This is a genomic window from Kitasatospora gansuensis, assembly GCF_014203705.1.
GTDB lineage: Bacteria > Actinomycetota > Actinomycetes > Streptomycetales > Streptomycetaceae > Kitasatospora > Kitasatospora gansuensis.
On the sequence record NZ_JACHJR010000001.1, the window covers coordinates 4,326,127 to 4,347,853 of the forward strand.

Sequence of the window (21,727 nt, forward strand, 5' to 3'; positions counted from 1 at the left end):
TTCAGGCGATCGGCCGACGGCGCTTCGCGGCGTACCAGAGCAGCCCGGCGGTCAGCGCCGCCGTGCCGAACGCGACCGCGAGCAGCACCGAGCGGCTGGGAGCGGAGAACTCCGGGAGCCGGCGGCGGAGTTCGACCGGCCGGTCGAAGACCAGGATCGGCCAGTCCCTGGCCTGCGCCTCCTTACGCAGCGCCCGGTCCGGGTTGACGGCGGACGGGTGGCCGACCGCCTCCAGCAGCGGCAGGTCGGTCGAAGAGTCGCTGTACGCAAAGCAGTTGGCGAGGTCGTAGCCCTCGGTCTCGGCCAACTCCCGGATCGCGGCCGCCTTGTTCTCGGCGTAGGCGTAGTAGTCGATCTCCCCGGTGTACCGGCCGTCCTCGACCTGGAGCCGGGTGGCGATCACGTGGTCCGCGCCGAGCAGCTGCCCGATCGGCTCCACCACCTCCGAGCCGGAGCTGCTGACGATCACCACGTCGCGGCCGGCCTGGTGGTGCTGCTCGATCAGCGAGGCGGCCTCGTCGTAGATGATCGGGTCGATCAGGCCGTGCAGGGTCTCGGCGACGATCTCGCGGACCTGCTGGACGTTCCAGCCCTTGGTGAGGGCGGACAGGTACTCGCGCATCCGCTCCATCTGGTCGTGGTCCGCGCCGCCGACCAGGAAGACGAACTGGGCGTAGGCGCTCTTCAGTACGGCCCGACGGTTGATCAGGCCGCCCTGGTAGAACGGGCGGCTGAACGCCAGGGCGCTCGACTTGGCGATGATCGTCTTGTCGAGGTCGAAGAACGCGGCGGTCCGCGTTGCTCTGAACGGGCGGGATGCGGCGGTCGCGGCGGTCGGCAGCGGGCCGTGCGGGGCGCCGTTCGGCACCGAACCGCGGGCGTTGTTCTCGCCGTGGTCGGCGGTGTCGGCGTTCTCGGTGGTGTCCACGGGATCAGAGGATAGAGGGCTGGGCAAAAGACCCCGCCATATGGCGTACTCGCAGCGATGCGGGTTTGTGTTTCTGGGCCGTCGGGTACACCATGGAAGTCACGGATCGTTCGCGACCGTGCTAACCCGGTCCGGCTCCTCCCCCCCGAGTCGGACCGTGGATAGACGACCCCCGCTCTCCCCCCCGGCGGGGGTCGTCGCACGTCCGGGGCCATTTTCCGGGCCTGTGGGCTGGTCGGGCGGGGTCTGCGGTGTGGTGTTTCCCGCGGCGGTACGGCGGTTGGGCGGTCCGCCCTTCGAGACGAGATCGTCACTCTGAGTATCGAGTTCGACGGCCCGTTCGGCAGCTCGGTTGATCTTCATTTGTGTCCGTCCGGGGTCTTCCGGATCTTCTCGGTGACGAAGTCGGCGTCAATTCATTGGGCAATCGCCCCCCGTGCGAGTGAACAAAGTTATCCACAGCCCCCGAGTTGTCCCCAGCGAATCGGACCGGGCCTGACGGACCCTCAGCGGAGCCGGACCGTGGAGTCCGGTCGGGCACCGTCCGACCGCACCTCGCCAGGGGCAGCAGCCGTACCGGGGGAGACAGCCATGTCGACACCGATCACCGACCGACTCACCGACCGACCGGCCGCCCGGGGGCCGTTGATCGTCACCGAGGACGAGAGCCTCGCCGAGCACCTGCTGCGGCTCTGCGCCGCGGCCGGCACCGACCCCCAACTGCTCTCCGGCGCCCCGCCGCCCAGAGGGCTCTGGGAGAGCGCCCCGCTGGTGCTGGTCGGCGACGACCAGGCCGAGCGCTGCGCCGGGCTGACCCGCCGGGCCGGCGTGCTGCTGCTCGGGCTCGACCTGGACGACTGCGACGTGTGGGTCCGGGCGGTCCAACTCGGGGCCGAGCACGTCATCTTCCTGCCCGACGCGCAGGCCTGGCTGCTGGACCGGATCGCGGACGCCGCCGAGGGCGTCGGCGCACCGGCCCTCACCGTTGCGGTGCTCGGCGGCCGGGGCGGCGCCGGTTCCTCCACGCTGGCCTGCGCGCTGGCCGTCACGGCGGCCAGGGCGGGCCACCGCACCATGCTGATCGACGCCGACCCGCTCGGCGGCGGCCTGGACGTCCTGCTCGGCGGCGAGGAGGCCGGCGGCCTGCGCTGGCCCGACCTGGCCGGCTCCCGGGGCCGGGTGAGCGGCTCCGAGCTGGCCAAGGCGCTGCCCTCGCTGCACCGGCTGACCGCGCTGTCCTGGGATCGCGGGGACACCCTGGCCGTACCGCCGGAGGCGATGCGCAGTGTGCTGGCCGCCGCCCGTCGACGGGGCGGGCTGGTGGTGCTGGACCTGCCCAGGCATCTCGATCCGGCGGCCGGTCAGGCGCTCGAACAGGCCGACACCGGGCTGCTGGTGGTTCCCGCGGAGCTGCGCGCGATGGCGGCGGCCGACCGGGTCGCGGCCGCCGCCCGGATGCGGCTCGCCGATCTGCGGGTGGTGGTCCGGGTGCCGGGCCCGGCCGGGCTGACCGGGGCGGAGGTGGCCCGGGGGCTGCGGCTGCGACTGGCGGGCGAACTGCCCACCGAACCCGGCCTGGTGGTGGACGTCGAGCGCGGCTCGCCGCCCGGTATCCGGGAGAAGGGGCCGCTGGCCCGCTTCTGCGGGGGCTTCCTGACCGAGGTGATGCCGCCGGTCCAGGCGGCCGGAGGAGGGGCGTCATGACGATGCGTCAGCGCGGGCCCGGCTGGCCCGCCGGAGCGGGGACGGGAGCGGGGGCCGGGAACGAGTCTGGGGCCGGGGCGCACCGGCGGCCGTTGGGCCGTGGAGCCGCCGCGGTCGGGGACGAGCGGGCGGCGACGCTGATCGACGCCGTCCGGATCCGGCTGGCCGAGGCCGGGGCCGCACCCACCGCCGGTTCGGTGGCGGCCGCCCTGCGAGCCGCCCGCCCACCGCTGGGCGGGGACGACGTGCTCGACGCCGTCCGGGTGCTCCGCTCCGAACTGGTCGGCGCCGGGCCGCTGGACGCGCTGCTCGGTGAGCCCGACGTGACGGACGTGCTGGTGAACGGCCCCGACCAGGTCTGGGTCGACCGGGGCGGCGGGCTGCGCCGGGTCCCGGAGATCCGCTTCCCGGACGTCGAGTCGGTCCGGCGGCTGGCCCACCGGCTGGCCACCGCGGCGGGCCGCCGCCTCGACGACGCCCGCCCCTGGGTGGACGCCCGACTGCCCGACGGCACCCGGCTGCACGCCGTGCTGCCGCCGATCGCGGCCGGCTGCACCCACATCTCGCTGCGGATCTGCCGGACCAGGCCCTTCACCATGGACGAGCTGGTGGCCGGCGGCGCCCTCCCGCCGATCGGCGCCGAACTGCTCACCGCCGTGCTGCGGGCCCGGCTCTCGCTGCTGATCAGTGGGGGCACCGGGACCGGAAAAACCACGCTCCTCGCAGCGTTGCTCGGCCTGGTCGAGCCGGACGAACGGATCGTGCTCGCCGAGGACTCGGCCGAACTCCGGCCCGACCACCCGCACGTGGTGCGCCTGCAGAGCCGCCCGCCGAACCAGGAGGGCCTGGGCGAGCTGACCCTGCGGGACCTGGTCCGGCAGGCCCTGCGGATGCGTCCGGACCGGGTGGTGGTCGGCGAGGTCCGCGGCGAGGAGGTGGTGGACCTGCTCTCCGCCCTCAACACCGGCCACGAAGGCGGCTGCGGGACGGTGCACGCCAACACGGCGGCCGACGTCCCGGCCCGGCTGGAGGCGCTGGGTTCGCTGGCCGGGCTCGACCGGCTCTCGCTGCACAGCCAACTGCGCGCCGCGCTGGACGTGGTGATCCACCTGGTCCGCGACCAGCGGACCGGGCAACGGCGGGTGGCCGAGCTGCACATGCTGGTCGGCGACGACCGCGGGCTGGCGCTGACCGTCCCCGCCCTGGCCTTCACGGCCGAGGGCGGCTGTGCCCCCGGCCCGGGCTGGGGGCGGCTGCGTCGGCGCTGCGCCGAACGGGGCGTCGCACTGCCCGAGCCGACGGCGGTGGCGCGGTGAGGCCCGACGCGTGGCACTTCGGGTGGGCCCTGCTGCTGTGCGCGGTGGCGGCGGGCGCCCGCTACGCGCTCAGGAACCGGACGGAGGAGCTGGGATGACGACTGATCAGATGCTGGTGATCGCGGCCGGAGCGGTGGGTCTGGCCGCCGGGCTCACGTTCCGCCGATGGCGGCACGCCCGGACGGTGCGCCGGGCCGGTGCACTGCTCGGCGGTCCGGCCCGGGGCGGCGCGCGAGCGGGCCGGTGGGCCGTACTCGGGCGGGCCAGACCGGCCTGGCTGGTGCCGGAACTCCTGCTGCTCCCGGCCGGGTTGCTGGCCGGACAGCTCAGCCGCTCCCCGGTGCCGCCACTGCTGGCCGCCGTGGCGGTGCTGCCGGTACGGCGCTGGCGCAGCCGCCGCCGTCGGGCCGCCGAGGCACGGCGGCGGGCGGCCGCAGTGGTCGAGCTGTGCGCCGGCCTGGCCGCCGAACTGCGCAGCGGGGCAACGCCGCAGCAGGCCCTGCACTCCGTACTGGGCCGGGCGTCCACCCTGACCGAGGGGCTCGGGGCCGAGTCCTCGGCCCGGCTGGCGGCGGGGCGCTACGGGGCGGACGTCCCGGCAGCCCTGCGTTCGGTCGCCGAGCTGCCCGGTGGTCGTGGCGCGGCGGCGGTGGCCGCCTGCTGGCAGGTCACCGCCGAGAGCGGCACCGGTCTGGCCCCCGGGCTGGACCAACTCGCCGACGCGCTAAGGGCGGAGCGGGCCCTCGCCGAGGAGATCGAGAGCGAGCTGTCCGGGCCGAGGACCACGGTCGCGGTGCTGGCCGCGCTGCCGCTGGTCGGCCTGCTGCTCGGGGCGGCGCTCGGCGCGGAGCCCGTACGGATCCTGCTGCACACTCCGGCCGGGTTGGCCTGCCTGGCGGCCGGGGCCTTGCTGGAGGCGGCCGGGCTGGCCTGGACGGCGCGGATCGTCAGGGCGGCGGAGGACGCGCCGGAGCAGAGCGGGAGAGCGGGGAGCGGCTGCGGGCTCTCCCGAACGCGCGCGGGGGCTCCGCCGCAGGACCGCTGGGTGGGGTCGGACGCGTCGTCGGTGCGGGCGGAGGTGGCCTGGTGAGACGGGAGTTGGTGTTCGCGGTGCTGGCCGGGCCGGTGTCGGCCGGGGTCGGGGTCGAGCTGCTGAAGGCGGTCCGGCGACGGTCGGTCCGGCGGCGGGTCAGGCGGTGGGGCGGTCCGGCCGGGCGGCCGTTCGCCCGGCGGCGTCGACCTCGGGCCGGGCGGATCGGGCAGGCGCTGCGGGCGCGCGGGGTGACCCGGGCGGTGCTGCTCGACCGGGCTGTCCCGGCGGCGGCCGGTGCCGGTGCGGCGGTGCTGGTCGGTGGCCCGGCGGGGCTGGTGGTCGGTCTGCTGGTCGGTCTTGCGGCCCGGCGGTGGCTGCCGAGAGTGCGCTCACCGAGCGCCCGCCGGGCGGCGCTGGAGCAGGAGCGGCTGACCCGCCAACTGCCGCTCGCCGCCGAACTGCTGGCCGCCTGCCTGGGCGCCAGCTCGTCACCCGCCGCGGCAGCCGCCGCAGTGGCCGACAGCGTCGATCAGCCGATGAGCGGCCGACTGGCCGGAGTGGCGGCCGAGTTGGCGCTCGGCGCACCGCCGGAGCTCTGCTGGGACCGGCTCGGCGCCGACTGCCCGCCGCTCGCCCCACTGGCCCGCTGCCTGGTCCGGACGAGCGTCAGCGGCTCGCCGCCGATGGCTCCGCTGGTCGGCCTGGCACACGCCCAGCGGGCCGCCGCAGGCCGGGCCGCCCACGCCCGGGTCCGCCGGGCGGGGGTGCTGGCCACCGCGCCGCTGGGGCTCTGCTTCCTGCCCGCGTTCGTCCTGATCGGGGTGGTGCCGGTGGTGATGGGGCTGACCGCGCTGTTCGCCGAGCGGGTCTGACCTTCTGCCTTCTTTGGTTCTGAATTCCGGCTTCCGACAAGGAGTTTCTGATGACCGTTCACGTTGTGCCTGTTCGGCACCACAGCCCGGCCCGGCGGATCCGGGTGCTGCTGCGCCGCCGGGTCGACTGGCTGGCCGTCCGGGCCCGCCGGTTGGGCGGGGCCCGGGCCGATGCGGGGATGACGACGGCGGAGTACGCCGTCGGCACGGTGGCGGCCTGTGCGTTCGCCGCGCTGCTCTACAAGGTGGTGACCAGCGGGGCGGTCTCCGGCGCCCTGAGCGAGTTGCTCAATCGAGCGCTCCATGCGGTCTGACCGGCCGTCGAGCCCGGGGCAGGGCTCGGAGCGAGGGTTCGTCACGGCGGAGACGGCGGTGGCGCTCCCGGCGCTGGTGCTGCTGTGCGCGCTGCTGGTCTGGGGCGTGGTCACCGCCGCCGCTCAGATCCGCTGCGTGGACGCGGCCCGGGTGGGTGCCAGGGCCGCCGCCCGGGGCGACGGCAACGCCGGGGCACTGGCGCAGGCCGCCGCCCCGGCCGGGGCCAGGGTGAGCGTCGCGACGGGCGGGGACACCGTCCGGGTCACCGTCGAGGCGCCGAGCCCCGCGCCGGGGCGGCTCGGCGGGGCCCTTTCGGTGCGGCTGCACGCCGAGGCGGTGGCCGCGCGCGAGGACGTGATCGGTTCGACGGGCGGAGGTGGGCGATGGCCGGCCTGAGGCCCGGCCTGACGCGCGGCCTGAGGTCCGGTGGGAGCCCCGACGGCAGCCCCCGTACGCCGTCGGACCGGGGCTCGGCGACGATCTGGCTGGTCTCGCTCGGGATGCTCGGCTGCGTGGTGTTCGCGGTCAGCCTGGCGTTCGGCGCGGCGGTGGCGGCCCGGCACCGGGCGGAGTCGGCCGCCGACCTGGCCGCGCTGGCCGCCGCAGGCCACCTGATGCTGGATCAGGACGGCGGCTGCGGCCGGGCCGCCCGGATCGCCGGTCAGCACCGGGCCCGGCTGGTCAGCTGCACGGTGCGGGAGGGCATCGACGCGGTGGACGTGGTGGTCGAGGTGCCGGTCACCGGCCTACCGGTGCCGGTGGGCCCGGCCCGCGCCCGCTCCCGGGCGGGGCCGGTCTGGGCCTGGGGCGACGGCGACCCGGTGGCAGCGGCAGCGGGCCTGTCGGGCCGTCAGGAATCCTCCTCCGACCGCCCCGGCGCTCCCGCCAGCAGGATGTTCAGCAGCCGCACCGCCGCCGCCTTGTCCAGCGGGTCGTTCCCGTTGCCGCACTTGGGGGACTGGACGCAGGACGGGCAGCCCCGTTCGCACTCGCAGGCGGCGATCGCGTCCCGGGTCGCGGTCAGCCACTGCTCCGCGCCCCGGAAGCCCCGTTCGGCGAAGCCCGCGCCGCCGGAGTGGCCGTCGTACACGAAGACCGTCGGCAGCCCGGTGTCCGGGTGCAGCGGCACCGAGACCCCGCCGATGTCCCAGCGGTCGCAGGTGGCGAACAGCGGGAGCAGGCCGATGGAGGCGTGCTCCGCCGCGTGCGCCGCTCCGGGCAGCTGGTCGAACGGGATGTTCGCGTCGAGGAGTTGGTCCTCGGTGACGGACCACCAGACCGCGCGGGTGCGCAGTGTCCTGGGCGGCAGGTCGAGCTTGCTCTCGCCGAGGATCTCGCCGGTGGAGATCCGCTTGCGCAGGTATCCGACCACCTGGTTGACCACCTCCACCGAGCCGAAGCTGAGCCGGGCCTCGCCCCACTCCACGGTGGTGTCGGTGGCCAGCACCGAGATGGAGGTGATGTCCCTGGCGGCGGTGGTGTAGGGCGGCTCGGCGGGTTCGACCAGCGCCACCGAGCTCTCCAGGTCGAGGTCCTGCACCAGGTAGCTGCGGCCCTGGTGCAGGTGGACCGCGCCGGTGTGCACGGTGGTGTGGGCGGCGGCCGCGTCCACGGTGCCGAGCAGCCGGCCGGTCGAGCTCTCGACGATCTGCACCGGGCTGCCGCCGCTGCCCCGCAGGTCCACCGAGTCGACGGCGCGCTCCCGGCGGGTCCAGTACCAGGAGCCTTTGGTCCGCTGCCGGAGCAGGCCGCGCTGCTCGAGCACGGTCAGCAGCTGCCCGGCGGAGGGTCCGAAGAGCGGCAGGTCGGCCTCGGTGAGCGGGAGTTCGGCGGCGGCCGCGCACAGGTGCGGGGCCAGGATGTGCGGGTTGTCCGGGTCCAGCACGGTGGCCTCCACCGGGGTGGCGAACAGCGCCTCCGGGTGGTGCACCAGGTAGGTGTCCAGCGGGTCGTCCCGGGCGATCAGCACCGCCAGCGCGCCCTGGGCCTCCCGCCCGGCCCGTCCGGCCTGCTGCCAGAGGGAGGCCCTGGTGCCGGGGTAACCGGCCATCAGGACGGCGTCCAGCCCGGACACGTCGACCCCGAGTTCCAGTGCGGAGGTGGAGGCCAGGCCGAGCAGCCGGCCGGAGTGCAGGTCGCGTTCCAGCGCCCGGCGCTCCTCGGCCAGGTAGCCGCCCCGGTAGGCGGCGACCCGGGCGGCCAGCGGGGTACCGAGCTGGTCCTGGGCCTGCAGGGCGACCAGTTCGGCCGAGCGGCGGGAGCGGACGAAGACCACCGTGCGGGTGCCGCGCTCGACCAGTTCGGTGAGCAGGTAGCCGGCCTCGGCGGTCGCGGTCCGCCGGACGGGGGCGCCCTGTTCGCCGACGTTCTCGGTGAGCGGCGGCTCCCAGAGCGCGAAGACCAGCGGCCCGCGCGGCGAGGCGTCGTCGGTCACCGCCACGGCGGGCAGCCCGGTGAGCCGCTCGGCGGTGGCCGCCGGGTCGGCGGTGGTGGCCGAGGCCAGCAGGAAGGTGGGCGAGGAGCCGTACCGTTCGCACACTCGCCGCAGCCGCCGCAGCACCTGGGCCACGTGCGAGCCGAACACGCCCCGGTAGCTGTGGCATTCGTCGATCACCACGTACTCGAGCGTCTTCAGGAACGAGGCCCAGCGGGGGTGGGCCGGCAGGATGCCCCGGTGCAGCATGTCCGGGTTGGTCAGCACGTACGAGGCGTACTGGCGGACCCACTCGCGCTCCTGGAACGGGGTGTCCCCGTCGTAGAGGGCGGCCCGGACCCGCTTCGGCGCCAGCTCGGTGGCCCGGCGGCGCTGGTCGGCGGCCAGTGCCTTGGTCGGTGCCAGGTAGAGCGCGGTGGCACCCCGGCCGTTGCGGGCCTCGGTGCCGTCCAGCAGGTCGCTGAGCACCGGCGCCAGGTAGCCGAGCGACTTGCCCGAGGCGGTCCCTGTGGCCAGCACCACAGTTTGGCCGGATTTGGCCAATTTCATCGCTTCGGCCTGGTGTGTCCAGGGTTCTTCGATGCCCAGGGCCTGCGCGGATGCCACGATCTCCGGACGGATTCCGTCCGGCCAGGGCGCGTAGCGGGCCTGACGGGCCGCCAGATGCTCCGTATGGGTGAGGCGGTCGGCCCGGCCCCGGCTGGCGGACAGGGCGGCGAGCAGGGCCTCGGGCTGGTGGTGACGGGGCGGCATGGGGACCCAGTGTGTCACCGGCGTGACGGAGAATCGTGCCAAGCCATCGTGCGGGCATGGTCGCAAGTGGTTGAATGAAGCCGTGACGGCCGCATGGCCGAGGGTCGCACCGCCGGGGCTCAACTGCCACGGCCGTGCCGTGCCCGGCCTGCGACCAAAGCGGTGACGGCCATCCGGCCGAGGATCGCAATGACGTAGCAAGGCAAGGTGCTGGAGGTTCCGTGGACCTGTCCCTGTCGACCCGCACTGTCGGCGACCGTACGGTCGTCGAGGTTGGCGGCGAGATCGATGTGTACACCGCCCCCAAGCTGCGCGAGCAGCTGGTCGAGCTCGTCAACGAGGGCAACTACCACCTGGTCGTCGACATGGAGGGCGTGGACTTCCTGGACTCGACCGGTCTGGGTGTCCTGGTGGGCGGCCTGAAGCGAGTTCGCGCGCATGAGGGTTCGCTGCGCCTGGTGTGCAACCAGGAGCGCATTCTGCAGATCTTCCGGATCACCGGTCTGACCAAGGTGTTCCCGATCCACACCTCGGTGGACGACGCGGTCGCCGCCACCGACTGACCAGCCGTCAACGGGCCGGTGCGGGCGATCGCTTCGGCCCCTGACGCTCTCACTTGAGCTCATCTGCTCGTGCACCGGCGGGGCCCTCGGCCCCGCCGGTGGCGGGTGGTGGGCAACTGCCCCGGCGGCGCTTCTGCCTGCCCGCGCGAGTCCGAGGCGTGATCCCGGAGGGGAAGACAATGGCAACGGTCGAACTTCGGTTCAGCGCACTTCCTGAGCATGTCCGGACGGCCAGACTGGTGGCCGTGGCGGTGGCGAGGCGCGCCGGAGTCGATGAGTCGGTGCTCGACGAGGTGCGGCTCGCGGTCGGCGAGGCGTGCTCGCGTGCGGTGAGCCTGCATCAGCGGGGCGGTCTGGACGGCGCGGTACGGGTCGCGCTGACGGATCAGGAGAAGCGTTTCCTCATCGAGGTGGAGGACGAGGCCGGTCCGGCCGGTCTGCCGCCGCTCGGCTCCGCCGCCGAGGAGATGGGCGAGGACGCCGAGGACGCGCTCGGGCTCGCGGTGATCACCGCGCTGGTCGAGGACGTCGAGGTGACCTCCGGGGCCAACGGCGGCCTGATCCGGATGAGCTGGAACGTCTCGACGGAGCCCGTGGAGCTCTGACTCCGCGCAGAAACTCCGGGCTCACTCGGACCACATATTGACAGATTGTTGAAGCAGGCGGTTCCCTGCTCTCGGGCGCGATCGGTTTCGGTTCGAGAGAAGGACACCTTCCCCATGCGGATTCGCATCCTGTGGCCGACCGGTCAGGCCACCGCCACCCTGCGCCCGACGCCCACCTCCGAGGCCCTCTGGGCCGTCCTGCCGGTCGGCTCCACCGCGAGCACCTGGGGCGAGGAGGTCTACTTCGACACCCCGGTCTCGGTGGACCGCGAGGACGATGCCCAACAGGTGGTCGAGCCCGGCACGGTGGCGTTCTGGACCGACGGCGACAGCCTCGCGCTGCCGTACGGCCCGACCCCGATCTCACGGGCCGACGAGTGCCGGCTGGCCGGCCCCTGCAACCTGCTCGGCGCGCTGGACGGCGATCCCGGGGTGCTGCGCACCGTCCGGGCCGGTGACCCGATCCGGGTGGAGCGGGCCTGAGCCCTGCGGGGTGCCGTGTAGGTTCGCTGCGTGAAGCCTGACGTGAAGCTCGAAAAGCGGCTGTGGGCCGCCCCGGCGCTCGGCCTGCTGCTCGCCGGCCTCGCGGTCGGGTGCGGCGGTGGCAGCGACACCGCCGCGCTCGACTCCTGGTCCAAGAAGGTCTGCGACTCCGCCCAGAGTCCGATCGCGCAGTCGCAGACCGCGCTCGCCGACACCGCCAAGGTGCTGCCCGGGGAGGCGCCCGCCGAGTTGCAGCAGCGGCTGGCGGCCGACCTGGGGGTGCTGGCGGCCACCGACCAGCAGCTCGCCGAGGCGATCTCGAAGGCCGGTGCGCCGAAGATCGACGGCGGGGCGGCGGTCCAGCAGGGCGCGGTGGACGAGTTGAAGAAGGCCGGCCAGGGCTACCTGGAGGTGCAGCAGAAGCTCACCGCGCTGCCCAACACCGAGCAGGCGAAGTTCGCGGACGGGCTGCGCAGCGTCGGTGACCAGATCCAGCGGCTCGCGCAGCAGTCCACCGCGGCGCTCAACAAGCTGCAGAGCGGCGACCTCGGCACCGCCATCGCCAAGCAGCCGGGCTGCAAGCCCGCTCCGAAGACCTCGCCGAGCGCGAGCACGGACCCGAGCACCCCCGCTGCCACTCCCGCGGCCTCCCCCAGCGGCACCCCGGCCACCACCCCGGCTGGCACCCCGGCCGTGCCGCCCGCGTCCCCGACGCCGGGCGCCAGCGGCTGAACCGTCCCGGCCGCCGCGCGACAATGGGCGGGTGACCAACAGCCCTGTCCTTGACCACGCCCGTCTCGCCGAGTTGCGCGCGGCGCTGCTCGCCGCCTCGTACACCGCCGACGGCTGCCTCGACCTGCTCGGGTCCACCGGCTACGCCGCGCTGGCCCGGAGCGAGGCGGTGCCCGCGCTGCGGGCGACCACCGGCGGCACCCCGCTGGAGACGCTGGTGCGGCTGTTCCTGCTCCAGCAGCCGGTGCCGTACGCCGCCGCGGCGGCCGCGCTGCCGGTCGAGCACTGTCTGACGGACCGTTGGCTGGTCCGCGACGGCGACGAGCTGGTGCGGGCCACCGTGGACGTCCGCCCGTACGCCAACGAGGTGGCCGGGCTGCCCAGCGCGGACGCCTGGGTGGTGTCGGACCTCGGCTGCGCGGTCGGCGGGGCGGGCGGCATCGGGGCCGGGGAGGCCGCGCACGGGGTAGCCAGGAAGGACCTGGTGCTCGGCGTCGGCGGTGCCTCCACCACGCTGGCCAACCTGGCCGTGCGGCGGCCGGTGCGCCGGGTGTTGGACCTCGGTTCGGGCTCCGGCGTGCAGGCGCTGCACGCCGCGCGGCACGGCCGGCACGTCACCGCGACCGACCTCAACCCGCGCGCGCTGCACTTCACCGCGCTGACCCTGGCGCTGTCCGGTTTCGCGGACTTCGAGACCGCCGAGGGCAGTCTCTTCGAGCCGGTCGGGGAGCAGAAGTTCGACCTGATCGTGTCCAACCCGCCGTTCGTCATCTCGCCCGGCAGCCGCTTCGTCTACCGGGACGGCGGGATGGCCGGCGACGACCTCTGCCGCAGCATCGTCCGGGGCGCCGCCGCGCACCTGGAGCCGGGCGGTTACTGCCACCTGCTCGCCAACTGGCAGCACGTCAAGGGCGAGGACTGGCAGGACCGGCTGGCCGGCTGGGTGGCCGGGACCGGGCTGGACGCCTGGGTGGTCCAGCGCGAGGTCCAGGACGTGGCCCAGTACGCCGAGTTGTGGCTGCGCGACGGCGGCGACCACCGCGGCCCGGGGTCGGACTACCAGGCCAGGTACGGCGAGTGGCTGGATGCCTTCGAGGCCGCCGAGGTGGAGGGCATCGGCTTCGGCTGGATCACCCTGCGGGCGGGCGGCTCGGCCGAGCCGACGGTGCGGATCGAGGAGTGGCCGCACACCGTGGAGCAGCCGCTCGGCCCGCACATCGAGAGCTGGTTCGCCCGGCAGGACTTCCTCCGGACGCACGACGACGCGGCGCTGCTGGCGACCCGTTACCAGCTGGCCGACGAGGTGGTGCAGGAGCAGATCGGCGCGCCCGGCGCGGAGGACCCGGAGCACGTGATCCTCCGTCACAACCGGGGCATGCGGCGGGCCACCAAGGTGGACACCGTCGGGGCCGGTTTCGTCGGGGTCTGCGACGGCACCCTGGCGGCCGGCGAGATCGTCGACGCGATCGCCCAACTGCTCGGCGAGGACCGGGTGGTGCTGCGGGACCGGGTGCCCGAGTCGCTGCGGATGCTGACCGAGCAGGGCTTCATCGAGCCGGTCGGGTAGCCGGGAGCCCTGTCCGGTTCATCTGCCGGTTGCCCGGTGTACGCCGGACGGCAGCCGCCGGTTGGCCGTAGCCTGCCACGCTCCCTGTCCACAGGCTGTGGACAGGGAATCGGGCGGGGGAGCGATGGAGACGCCGACGGCGGTGGCCGCAGGGGTGGTACTCACGTGCTTCGGTGGCGCCCTGCTGCTCTGGTGCGCCGTCGAACTGCGCCTTCGCCACCACCTGCGCCGCCACGGCGTGTCCGCGACCGCCCGGGTGGTCGCCGACCGCGATCCGTACGGCGAGTCCTACGGGGACACCTTCGGCGAGCTGGACAGCGCGCCGCTGCTGACCTTCCCGACCGAGGACGGCGGTTCGATGCTGACCCGGCCGCGCGGGCACACCCCGCTGCGCCGGCCGTCCTGGCTGCGGCCAGGGGTGTCCGTACCGGTCGCATACGACGCGAAGCGGCCGGGCCGAGTGGTGCTGGCCGCGCCCGACGTCGCCTCGGCGGTGCCCGGTGACGTGTTCTGGGCGCTGCTCGGCACCAGCTCGCTGGCCGGCGGGCTGAGCCTGCTCGGGAGCGTGCTGGCGGGCTAGGGCAGGGCATTCGGATCCCGCCGGCCCCGATTCGGCCGACCGGCCCAGGACGACCGGAATCCGACCCCGGGACACCCCGGAACCCCCTCCGCGCGGCGAGAACACGCATCATCGGGTTACCGTTCGAGTGGCGTCGGTCGGCCTTGCCGGTGAAAAAGTGCGATCCGTTCGTTTGACAAGGGTGGCCAGGGTACGGTCACACTCCGCTGGTGGGGCCGTCGCACAGTGGCAGCCTCGGACGAGGACCACGAGCAGTAGACGAGGGTCGGGGGCGGGTCGAACGCCGCCGGTCCCAGGCCGCGCCGCCAGCAGATATAACGACCGGGAGAGAAGAGCGAAGGTGTCCCCGAGCAGCGAGACCGCGCACGGCAAGCGACTCGTCATTGTCGAGTCGCCGGCCAAGGCGAAGACGATCAAGGGCTACCTGGGCCCCGGCTACATCGTCGAGGCCAGCGTCGGGCACATCCGCGACCTGCCCGGCACGGCCGCCGAGGTCCCCGACCAGTACACCGGCGAGGTGCGCCGCCTCGGCGTCGACGTCGACCACGACTTCGCCCCGATCTACGTGGTGAACGCGGACAAGAAGTCCCAGGTCTCCAAGCTCAAGGCCCTCCTCAAGGAGTCCGACGAGCTCTTCCTCGCCACCGATGAGGACCGCGAGGGCGAGGCCATCGCGTGGCACCTGCAGGAAGTGCTCAAGCCCAAGGTGCCGGTCAAGCGGATGGTCTTCCACGAGATCACCAAGGCCGCCATCCAGGAGGCCGTGGCCAACCCGCGCGAGCTGAACCAGCGCCTGGTCGACGCCCAGGAGACCCGCCGCATCCTCGACCGCCTGTACGGCTACGAGGTCTCGCCGGTGCTGTGGAAGAAGGTCATGCCGAAGCTCTCGGCGGGCCGGGTGCAGTCCGTCGCGACCCGCCTGGTGGTCGAGCGGGAGCGCGAGCGGATCGCCTTCCGCACCGCCTCGTACTGGGACCTGACCGGCACCTTCGGCACCGGCCGGACGGCCGCCGACGCCGCCAACCCGGAGAGCTTCGGTGCCCGGCTGTCCACCGTGGACGGCAAGCGGATCGCCACCGGCCGGGACTTCGGCTCGGACGGGCAGATCAAGGGCGCCAACACCCTGCACCTGGACGAGACGGCCGCCCGCGCGCTGGCCGCCGCCCTGGAGCAGACCGCGTTCACGGTCCGCAGCGTCGAGTCCAAGCCGTACCGCCGCTCGCCGTACGCGCCGTTCCGCACCACCACGCTCCAGCAGGAGGCCAGCCGCAAGCTGGGCTTCGGTGCCAAGCGGACCATGCAGGTGGCCCAGAAGCTGTACGAGAACGGCTTCATCACCTATATGCGTACCGACTCCACCACGCTGTCGGAGACCGCGATCACCGCCGCCCGGGTCCAGGTCACCCAGCTCTACGGGGCCGACTACCTGCCGGACGCGCCGCGCACCTACGCCAGCAAGGTCAAGAACGCCCAGGAGGCGCACGAGGCGATCCGCCCCTCCGGCGACCGCTTCCGCACCCCGGCCGAGACCGGGCTGAGCAGTGACGAGTTCCGGCTCTACGAGCTGATCTGGATGCGCACCGTCGCCTCCCAGATGAAGGACGCGGTCGGCCAGTCGGTGACGGTCAAGGTCGGCGGCCGGGCCGCCACCGGGCAGGATGTGGAGTTCTCCGCCTCCGGCAAGATCATCACCTTCCACGGCTTCCTGAAGGCCTACGTCGAGGGCGCCGACGACCCGAACGCCGAGCTGGACGACCGCGAGCGCCGGCTGCCCCAGGTCACCGAGGGCGACCCGCTGGCCGCCGAGCAGCTCAACCCCGAGGGCCACTCCACCAAGCCGCCGGCCCGCTACACCGAGGCCTCGCTGGTCAAGGAGCTGGAGGACCGGGAGATCGGCCGGCCGTCGACGTACGCGTCGATCATCGACACGATCATCAACCGGAAGTACGTCTTCAAGAAGGGCACGGCGCTCGTCCCGTCCTTCCTGTCCTTCGCCGTGGTGAACCTGCTGGAGAAGCACTTCGGTCGACTTGTCGACTACGACTTCACCGCCCGGATGGAGGACGACCTCGACCGGATCGCCGCCGGTGAGGCGCAGTCCGTGCCGTGGCTCAAGCGGTTCTACTTCGGCGGCGTCGAGGGCGCGGCCGAGGGCGGCGCGGCCGAGGCCGGGAACGGCGACGGCGACCACCTCGGTGGCCTGAAGGAACTGGTCACCGACCTCGGCGCGATCGACGCCCGGGAGATCAGCTCGTTCCCGCTGAACGACGAGATCACCCTGCGGGTCGGCCGGTACGGCCCGTACGTCGAGCGGGCCTCCCAGGTCGAGGGCGAGCCCGGCCAGCGCGCCGACGTGCCGGACGAGATGCCGCCGGACGAGCTGACCGTCGAGCTGGCCGAGGAACTGCTGGCCAAGCCCAGCGGCGACTTCGAGCTGGGCCAGGACCCGGAGTCCGGCAACCAGCTGGTGGCCAAGGACGGCCGGTACGGCCCGTACGTCACCGAGATCCTGCCCGAGGGCACCCCGAAGACCGGCAAGAACGCGGTCAAGCCGCGTACTGCCTCGCTGCTCAAGACGATGTCGCTGGACACCGTCACGCTGGCGGACGCGCTGCGGCTGCTCTCGCTGCCCCGGGTGGTCGGCACCGACGCCGAGGGCGTGGAGATCACCGCGCAGAACGGCCGGTACGGCCCGTACCTCAAGAAGGGCACCGACTCGCGGTCGCTGACCGACGAGGAGCAGATGTTCACGGTCACCCTCGAGGAGGCCCTGGCCATCTACGCCCAGCCCAAGCAGCGCGGCCGGGCCGCGGCCGCGCCGCCGCTCAAGGAGCTCGGCAACGACCCGGTCAGCGAGCGTCCGGTCGTGGTCAAGGACGGCCGGTTCGGACCGTACGTGACCGATGGCGAGACCAATGCGACGCTCCGCAAGGACGACGACGTCGACACCATCACGCCCGAGCGCGGCTACGAGCTGCTCGCCGAGAAGCGGGCCCGCGGACCGGTGAAGAAGAAGGCCGTGGCGAAGAAGGCCCCGGCCAAGAAGGCCGCACCCGCCAAGACGGCGGCGGCCAAGAAGACCGCCGCCAAGAAGACCACCACGGCGAAGAAGGCGACCACGGTCAAGAAGACCACCGCCAAGAAGGTCGCGACCAAGAAGACGGCGGCTCCGGACGAGAGCTGACCCCGGTCGGAACCGAGGGCCCGCGCCACGGCGCGGGCCCTCGGTGTGTCACAACCCAGTCATGACCGGCATCCGGAGGGCCTTCCCTCCTTTGGCCACAGGCGCCGACCGCTACGCTGACGGTATGACGAGCGAGGAGCAGCCCACCCAGTCGAGCGCCCCCGACCTGCCCGAGGTGCGCCCCGCCGGGACACCCGGCGAGCGGGCCAGGGCACTGCTGCGGCTGCGCCCGTACCGGCGGCTCTGGGTCACCCAGCTCGTCGGCGGGGCCGGCGACCGGCTCGGTCTGCTGGTGCTGATCGGCCTGACCTGGGTCGCGGCGCTGGTCGGCGGCCAGCTCGGGCACGGCTACCGGGGCCAGGCGCTGGCGGTCGCCGCCGTGCTGGCGGCCCGGCTGCTGGCCACCCTGATCTTCGGCGCGGCGCTGCTCGGTCCGGTGCACAGTCTGTTCGGCGGGCGACTGGGCCGGCGCTGGACGATGCTCGGCGCTGACGTCTTCCGCGCGGTTCTGATCGGTCTGGCGCCCTGGTGGCTCAGCTGGTCCACCGGTTCGGCGACCTGGCTGCTGCTCGGCACCGCCTTCCTGACCGGCGCGGCCGAGCGGATCTGGTCGGTGGCCAAGGACGCCGCCGTCCCCGGCCTGCTGCCCGCCGCCGATCCGTACGCCCCGCAGGGCGAGCAGCGGCCGTCCGCCGCCAACCTGGAGACCGTCCGGGTGATCGACCAGCGCACCGGCTGGGCCACCGTGCCGCTGGCCGGGGCGCTGCTGGTCGGGCTGACCCTGCTCAACAACGTCTTCGCGGCGCTCGGCTCGGACTGGCTGAGGGCGCATCAGTTCACCACCGCCGGTGTCGGCGCGGCGCTGCTGCTCACCGCCTCGGCGGTGCTGACCTACCTTCAGGAGCTGCCGACCGGCGCCTTCACCGCGCCGCGCTCCCCGCTGCAGGGCCTGCGGGCCCCGACCGACGCGACCCCCGGCCCGGCGCTGAGCAAGGGCCGCACCGGCTCGGCCCCGTTCTTCACCTTCTCGGTCGCCGCCGCCTACGCGGCGATGGCGGGCGTCGCCGTGCTCGGCCTGCTGACCGCGGTCGACCACCGGGCCGGGCCGATCGGCTTCGGCCTGGTGGTGCTCGCCGCCACCGGTGCCCCCGCGATCGGGATCCGGATCACCCGGCCGCTGCTGCCCTCGCTGTCCCGCCGCCGGCTGCTGGCGCTCGCCCTGATCACCGAGGGCGTGGCGCTGATCCTGGCCGGGCTGGTGCTGGACTTCGTCCTGGTGCTGCTGCTCGTCGCGCTGGCCGGGCTGGCCGCCGGCGTGGTGATCGGCACCGGCCGGACGCTGCTCGCCCAGGAGGTCGAGGAGCTCCGGCTGCCCAGGGTCACCGAGCACCTGTACGCGGTGCTGCGGGTGGTGGTTGGCGCCTCGCTGGTGCTGATGCCGCTGCTCGCCGCCGGGTACGGCGAGATCGCCTTCGGCGAGGTCACCACCGGCAGCTTCACCTTCATCCACGACGGTGCCGCGCTGGCGATGGGTACGGCCGGGCTGCTCACCCTGGCGCTGGCCGCCGTGGTGCTGCTGAAGACCGACGACCAGCGGGGCGACGTCCCGTTCGGCCGGGAGCTGATCCGTTCGATCCGGGGCACCGCCGCCGTGGCGCCGCACCGGGTCAGCGGCACCGGCTTCTTCATCGCCCTGGAGGGCGGCGACGGCGCGGGCAAGTCCACCCAGGCGAACGCGCTGGCCGAGTGGATCCGCAGCAAGGGCCACGAGGTCGTGGTCACCCGCGAGCCCGGCGGCAGCCCGATCGGGCAGCGGCTGCGCGCGCTGGTGCTGGACGTCGGCAACACCGGGCTCTCGCACCGGGCCGAGGCCCTGATCTACGCGGCCGACCGGGCCGAGCACGTCGAGAACGTGATCCGCCCCGCGCTGGAGCGCGGCGCGGTGGTGATCACCGACCGGTACATGGACTCCTCGATCGCCTACCAGGGCGCGGGCCGCGACCTGGCCGCCACCGAGGTCGCCCGGATCTCGCGCTGGGCCACCGGCGGCCTGGTGCCCGACCTGACCGTGGTGCTGGACGTCGCGCCGGAGGCGGCGCGCGAGCGCTTCACCGAGGCGCTCGACCGGCTGGAGTCCGAGCCGACCGAGTTCCACGCCCGGGTGCGCGCCGGGTTCCTCGCGCTGGCCGCGGCCGACCCCGCGCGCTACCTGGTGGTGGACGGCAGCCAGACCGCCGCCGCCGTGACCACCGCCGTCCGGCACCGGCTCGACCGTGAGCTGCCGCTCTCCTCGCAGGAGAAGGCGGCACAGGTCGAGCAGGACCGGCTGGCCCGCGAGGAGGCTGCTCGACGGGCTGCCGAGGCGGCCCGGCTGAAGGCCGAGGCCGAGGAGGCCGAGCGCAAGCGGCTCGAGCTGCTGGAGGAGCTCCGCGCCGAGCAGGCCGAGAAGGACCGGCTGGCCCGCGAGGAGGCCGAGCGCCTCGCCGCCGAGGCCGCGGCCAAGGCGGCCGAGGAGGCCCGGGTGCTGGCCGAGGCCGAAGCGGCCCGTCGCGCCGAGGAGGAGGCCGTCCGGGCCGCCGCGGAGGCGGAGCGACTGGCCGCCGAGCTGGCCGAACGGGAGCGGCTGGCCGCCGAGACGGCGGCGCAGGAGGAGCTCCAGCGGCAGCGCGAGCTGCAGCGGGCCGAGCAGCGGCGCCGGGCGGAGGAGGCGTTGCAGCGGGCGGAGGCGGCGCGGGTCGCGGCTGCGGCCGCGGCGGCTGCCGCGGTCGGGGAGAGCACGATGACGGTGGAGCTGCCGCAGGTTGCCGCCGACGACAGCACCCGGGAGATCCGGAAGCCGGTGGACGAGACGGCGGTCATGCCGAAGGTGCCGGCGGCGGACGAGACGGCGGTGCTGCCCAAGGTCGAGCCGAAGGCTGTTCCGGTGGAGGACCGGGTGCCGCCGGGGCTGTTCCGGGACGAGACGCCGGCCTCGCCGGTCTCGCCCGCTGAGACCACCCGGGAGCTGCCGGTGGCCGAGCCGCGGCCGCGGCCGTCCTGGGCGGAGGAGACTCCGATGGACGACCTGCCGAGCCTGACGGACACGCTGCTGGGCTCCCGCGAGGAGTGGGCTCAGTGGCAGACCGAGGAGCCGAACCCGGACGAGAATCCGCGCAAGCGCCGCAGCTAGGCACACGGGCTGGTGGCACATGCCAGGGGCTCGGGGAACGGCGACGGTTCGTGGCTGGCGGGTATCACTGCGAAAGTGCCTGACCACGCACGGACGGATCACCTCTTTTGAGGTCGGCGTCGCAGTTCCCCGAGCCCCTGGCATGTGCCACCTTGCGTCCTGCAAAGGGTGTCCGCCCGCAGGGTTAGGCTCGGGGCGGGACGAGCGGTAGGAGTGCGGCGTGAGTGTGTGGGACGACCTGGTCGGCCAGGATCGGGTGGTCGAGCAGCTGACGGCCGCCGCCGGGGCGGCCCGCGCGACGGTGCTGGCGGGCCGGACGGCCGCCGCCCCGGCGGGGAACGCTTCGCTGATGACGCACGCCTGGCTGTTCACCGGCCCCCCGGGGGCAGGGCAGATCACCGCCGCGCGGGCGTTCGCCGCCGCGCTCCAGTGCACCAGCCCGGACCTGGAGCTGGGTGGTGTGCTGGGCTGCGGGTTCTGCGACGGCTGCCACACGGTGCTCGCGGGCAGCCACGCCGACGTGAAGTACGTCCGGACCGACGGGCTCTCGATCGCGGTCGCCGACATGCGTGAGCTGGTGATGCGCGCTGCGAGCTACCCGACCGGCGGCCGCTGGTCGGTGATCCTGGTGGACGCCGCGCACCGGCTGACCGAGGCGGCGGCGAACGCGCTGCTCAAGGGTGTGGAGGAGCCGTCCCCGCGGACGGTCTGGCTGCTCTGCGCCCCTTCGGTGCAGGACGTGCTGCCCACCATCCGCTCGCGCTGCCGGCTGCTGGTGCTCCGGACGCCCGCCGCCGAGGCGGTGGCGGACATGCTGGTCCGCCGGGACGGCGTGGAGCCGGAGACCGCCCGGCTGGCCGCGCTGGCCGGGCAGGGCGACGTCGACCGGTCCCGGCGGCTCGCGGTGGACGACCAGGCCAGGGCCCGGCGGCTGGACGTGCTGCGGATCCCGCTGGAGGTGGCCGACATCGGGGGCTGCCTGGCCGCCGCCCAGCGGCTGGTGGACACCGCGAAGGCCGATGCCGAGGCGCTCGCCGACACCCAGGACGCCAAGGAGACCGGCGATCTGCGGGCCGCGTACGGCGCCACCGAGGGAAGCCGGGCCCCGCGCGGGATGGCCGGTGCGGTCAAGGACCTGGAGAAGCGACAGAAGAGCCGGGCCACCCGGACCCGGCGGGAGACGCTCGGCGTCGCGCTGCTCGATCTGCTGGGCTTCTACCGGGACGTGCTGGCGCTCCAGTTCGGCGCGGGCGGCTCGCTGTCCAACGAGGACCAGCGGCAGGCGCTCGGCCGGGTCGCGGAGCAGAGCACGGCGGAGAACACACTGCGCCGGATCGAGGCCGTGCTGGCCTGCCGCCGCGCGCTGGACCGGAACGTCGACCCGCTGCTGGCGGTCGAGGCGATGACGGTGGCGCTCCGCGCGGGCTGAGCCGCGCAGTGGCGGTTGACGCTGCGTCACCTCCTCCCTTCGAGTGAATCCCGCACCCCC

At 74.1% G+C, this 21,727-nt stretch carries 17 protein-coding genes and 1 pseudogene; 16 read left to right on the forward strand and 2 right to left on the reverse strand.

Annotated features, from left to right (window positions below; genetic code table 11):
- Position 1 precedes the first annotated feature (1 nt).
- On the reverse strand, positions 2–841 hold the full coding sequence (locus tag F4556_RS19190; RefSeq protein ID WP_184924819.1) for an HAD family hydrolase: 840 nt from the start codon (positions 839–841) through the stop codon (positions 2–4).
- Positions 842–1,519: 678 nt separating this feature from the next.
- Between F4556_RS19190 and ssd the strand changes: the two genes are divergently transcribed.
- The 7 genes and pseudogenes from ssd to F4556_RS38310 form a co-directional block, all read left to right on the forward strand.
- Positions 1,520–2,632: a septum site-determining protein Ssd gene (gene ssd / locus F4556_RS19195; RefSeq protein WP_184917612.1), complete on the forward strand. Its 1,113-nt coding sequence runs from the start codon at positions 1,520–1,522 to the stop codon at positions 2,630–2,632.
- Positions 2,629–3,948, forward strand: coding sequence for a TadA family conjugal transfer-associated ATPase (locus F4556_RS19200; protein WP_376775728.1), 1,320 nt, complete (start codon positions 2,629–2,631; stop codon positions 3,946–3,948). Before ssd ends, F4556_RS19200 begins: the two co-directional genes overlap by 4 nt.
- A gap of 94 nt (positions 3,949–4,042) precedes the next feature.
- The gene (locus F4556_RS19205) at positions 4,043–5,038 is read left to right on the forward strand and encodes a type II secretion system F family protein (RefSeq protein ID WP_184917615.1); all 996 of its coding nucleotides are present in this window, start codon (positions 4,043–4,045) and stop codon (positions 5,036–5,038) included.
- Positions 5,035–5,853: a type II secretion system F family protein gene (locus F4556_RS39120; protein WP_184917647.1), complete on the forward strand. Its 819-nt coding sequence runs from the start codon at positions 5,035–5,037 to the stop codon at positions 5,851–5,853. The genes F4556_RS19205 and F4556_RS39120 overlap by 4 nt, the downstream gene beginning before the upstream one ends.
- A 50-nt stretch (positions 5,854–5,903) precedes the next feature.
- Positions 5,904–6,167, forward strand: coding sequence for a DUF4244 domain-containing protein (locus tag F4556_RS19215; RefSeq protein WP_184917650.1), 264 nt, complete (start codon positions 5,904–5,906; stop codon positions 6,165–6,167).
- A complete protein-coding gene (locus F4556_RS19220; protein WP_184917653.1) occupies positions 6,157–6,564 on the forward strand; it encodes a TadE family type IV pilus minor pilin in 408 nt (135 codons plus the stop codon). Before F4556_RS19215 ends, F4556_RS19220 begins: the two co-directional genes overlap by 11 nt.
- Before the next feature lie 104 nt (positions 6,565–6,668).
- Positions 6,669–6,902: pseudogene (locus F4556_RS38310) on the forward strand (Rv3654c family TadE-like protein); the annotation flags it as partial.
- A gap of 116 nt (positions 6,903–7,018) precedes the next feature.
- On the opposite strand, the gene F4556_RS19230 reads toward F4556_RS38310, so the two are convergent.
- On the reverse strand, positions 7,019–9,355 hold the full coding sequence (locus F4556_RS19230) for a DNA 3'-5' helicase SftH (RefSeq protein ID WP_184917656.1): 2,337 nt from the start codon (positions 9,353–9,355) through the stop codon (positions 7,019–7,021).
- A 221-nt stretch (positions 9,356–9,576) separates the two neighbouring features.
- Here F4556_RS19230 and bldG point away from each other — a divergent pair, with 221 nt between their 5' ends.
- The 9 genes from bldG (at position 9,577) to F4556_RS19275 (ending at position 21,667) form a co-directional block, all read left to right on the forward strand.
- Positions 9,577–9,918, forward strand: a complete 342-nt coding sequence (gene bldG, locus F4556_RS19235) for an anti-sigma factor antagonist BldG (protein ID WP_184917659.1) — start codon at positions 9,577–9,579, stop codon at positions 9,916–9,918.
- Between the two features lie 179 nt (positions 9,919–10,097).
- A complete protein-coding gene (locus F4556_RS19240) occupies positions 10,098–10,523 on the forward strand; it encodes an ATP-binding protein (protein ID WP_184917662.1) in 426 nt (141 codons plus the stop codon).
- Between the two features lie 114 nt (positions 10,524–10,637).
- Positions 10,638–11,006 carry a cyclophilin-like fold protein gene (locus tag F4556_RS19245; RefSeq protein WP_184917665.1) on the forward strand — a complete coding sequence of 123 codons (369 nt, stop codon included), beginning with the start codon at positions 10,638–10,640 and terminating at the stop codon, positions 11,004–11,006.
- A gap of 42 nt (positions 11,007–11,048) precedes the next feature.
- Positions 11,049–11,738: a superantigen-like protein SSL4 gene (locus tag F4556_RS19250; RefSeq protein ID WP_184917668.1), complete on the forward strand. Its 690-nt coding sequence runs from the start codon at positions 11,049–11,051 to the stop codon at positions 11,736–11,738.
- Positions 11,739–11,769: 31 nt separating this feature from the next.
- Entirely contained in the window at positions 11,770–13,305 is a 1,536-nt protein-coding gene (locus F4556_RS19255; RefSeq protein WP_184917671.1) for a DUF7059 domain-containing protein, read from the forward strand.
- A 124-nt stretch (positions 13,306–13,429) separates the two neighbouring features.
- Positions 13,430–13,885 (forward strand): DUF3592 domain-containing protein, encoded by a 456-nt coding sequence (locus F4556_RS19260; RefSeq protein WP_184917674.1) that lies wholly within the window; start codon positions 13,430–13,432, stop codon positions 13,883–13,885.
- 340 nt (positions 13,886–14,225) lie between these two features.
- Positions 14,226–17,069 carry a type I DNA topoisomerase gene (gene topA, locus F4556_RS19265; protein WP_184917677.1) on the forward strand — a complete coding sequence of 948 codons (2,844 nt, stop codon included), beginning with the start codon at positions 14,226–14,228 and terminating at the stop codon, positions 17,067–17,069.
- Between the two features lie 124 nt (positions 17,070–17,193).
- Entirely contained in the window at positions 17,194–20,238 is a 3,045-nt protein-coding gene (gene tmk, locus F4556_RS19270; RefSeq protein WP_184917680.1) for a dTMP kinase, read from the forward strand.
- A 220-nt stretch (positions 20,239–20,458) separates the two neighbouring features.
- The gene (locus F4556_RS19275; RefSeq protein WP_184917683.1) at positions 20,459–21,667 is read left to right on the forward strand and encodes a DNA polymerase III subunit delta'; all 1,209 of its coding nucleotides are present in this window, start codon (positions 20,459–20,461) and stop codon (positions 21,665–21,667) included.
- The last annotated feature ends 60 nt before the right edge of the window (positions 21,668–21,727 follow it).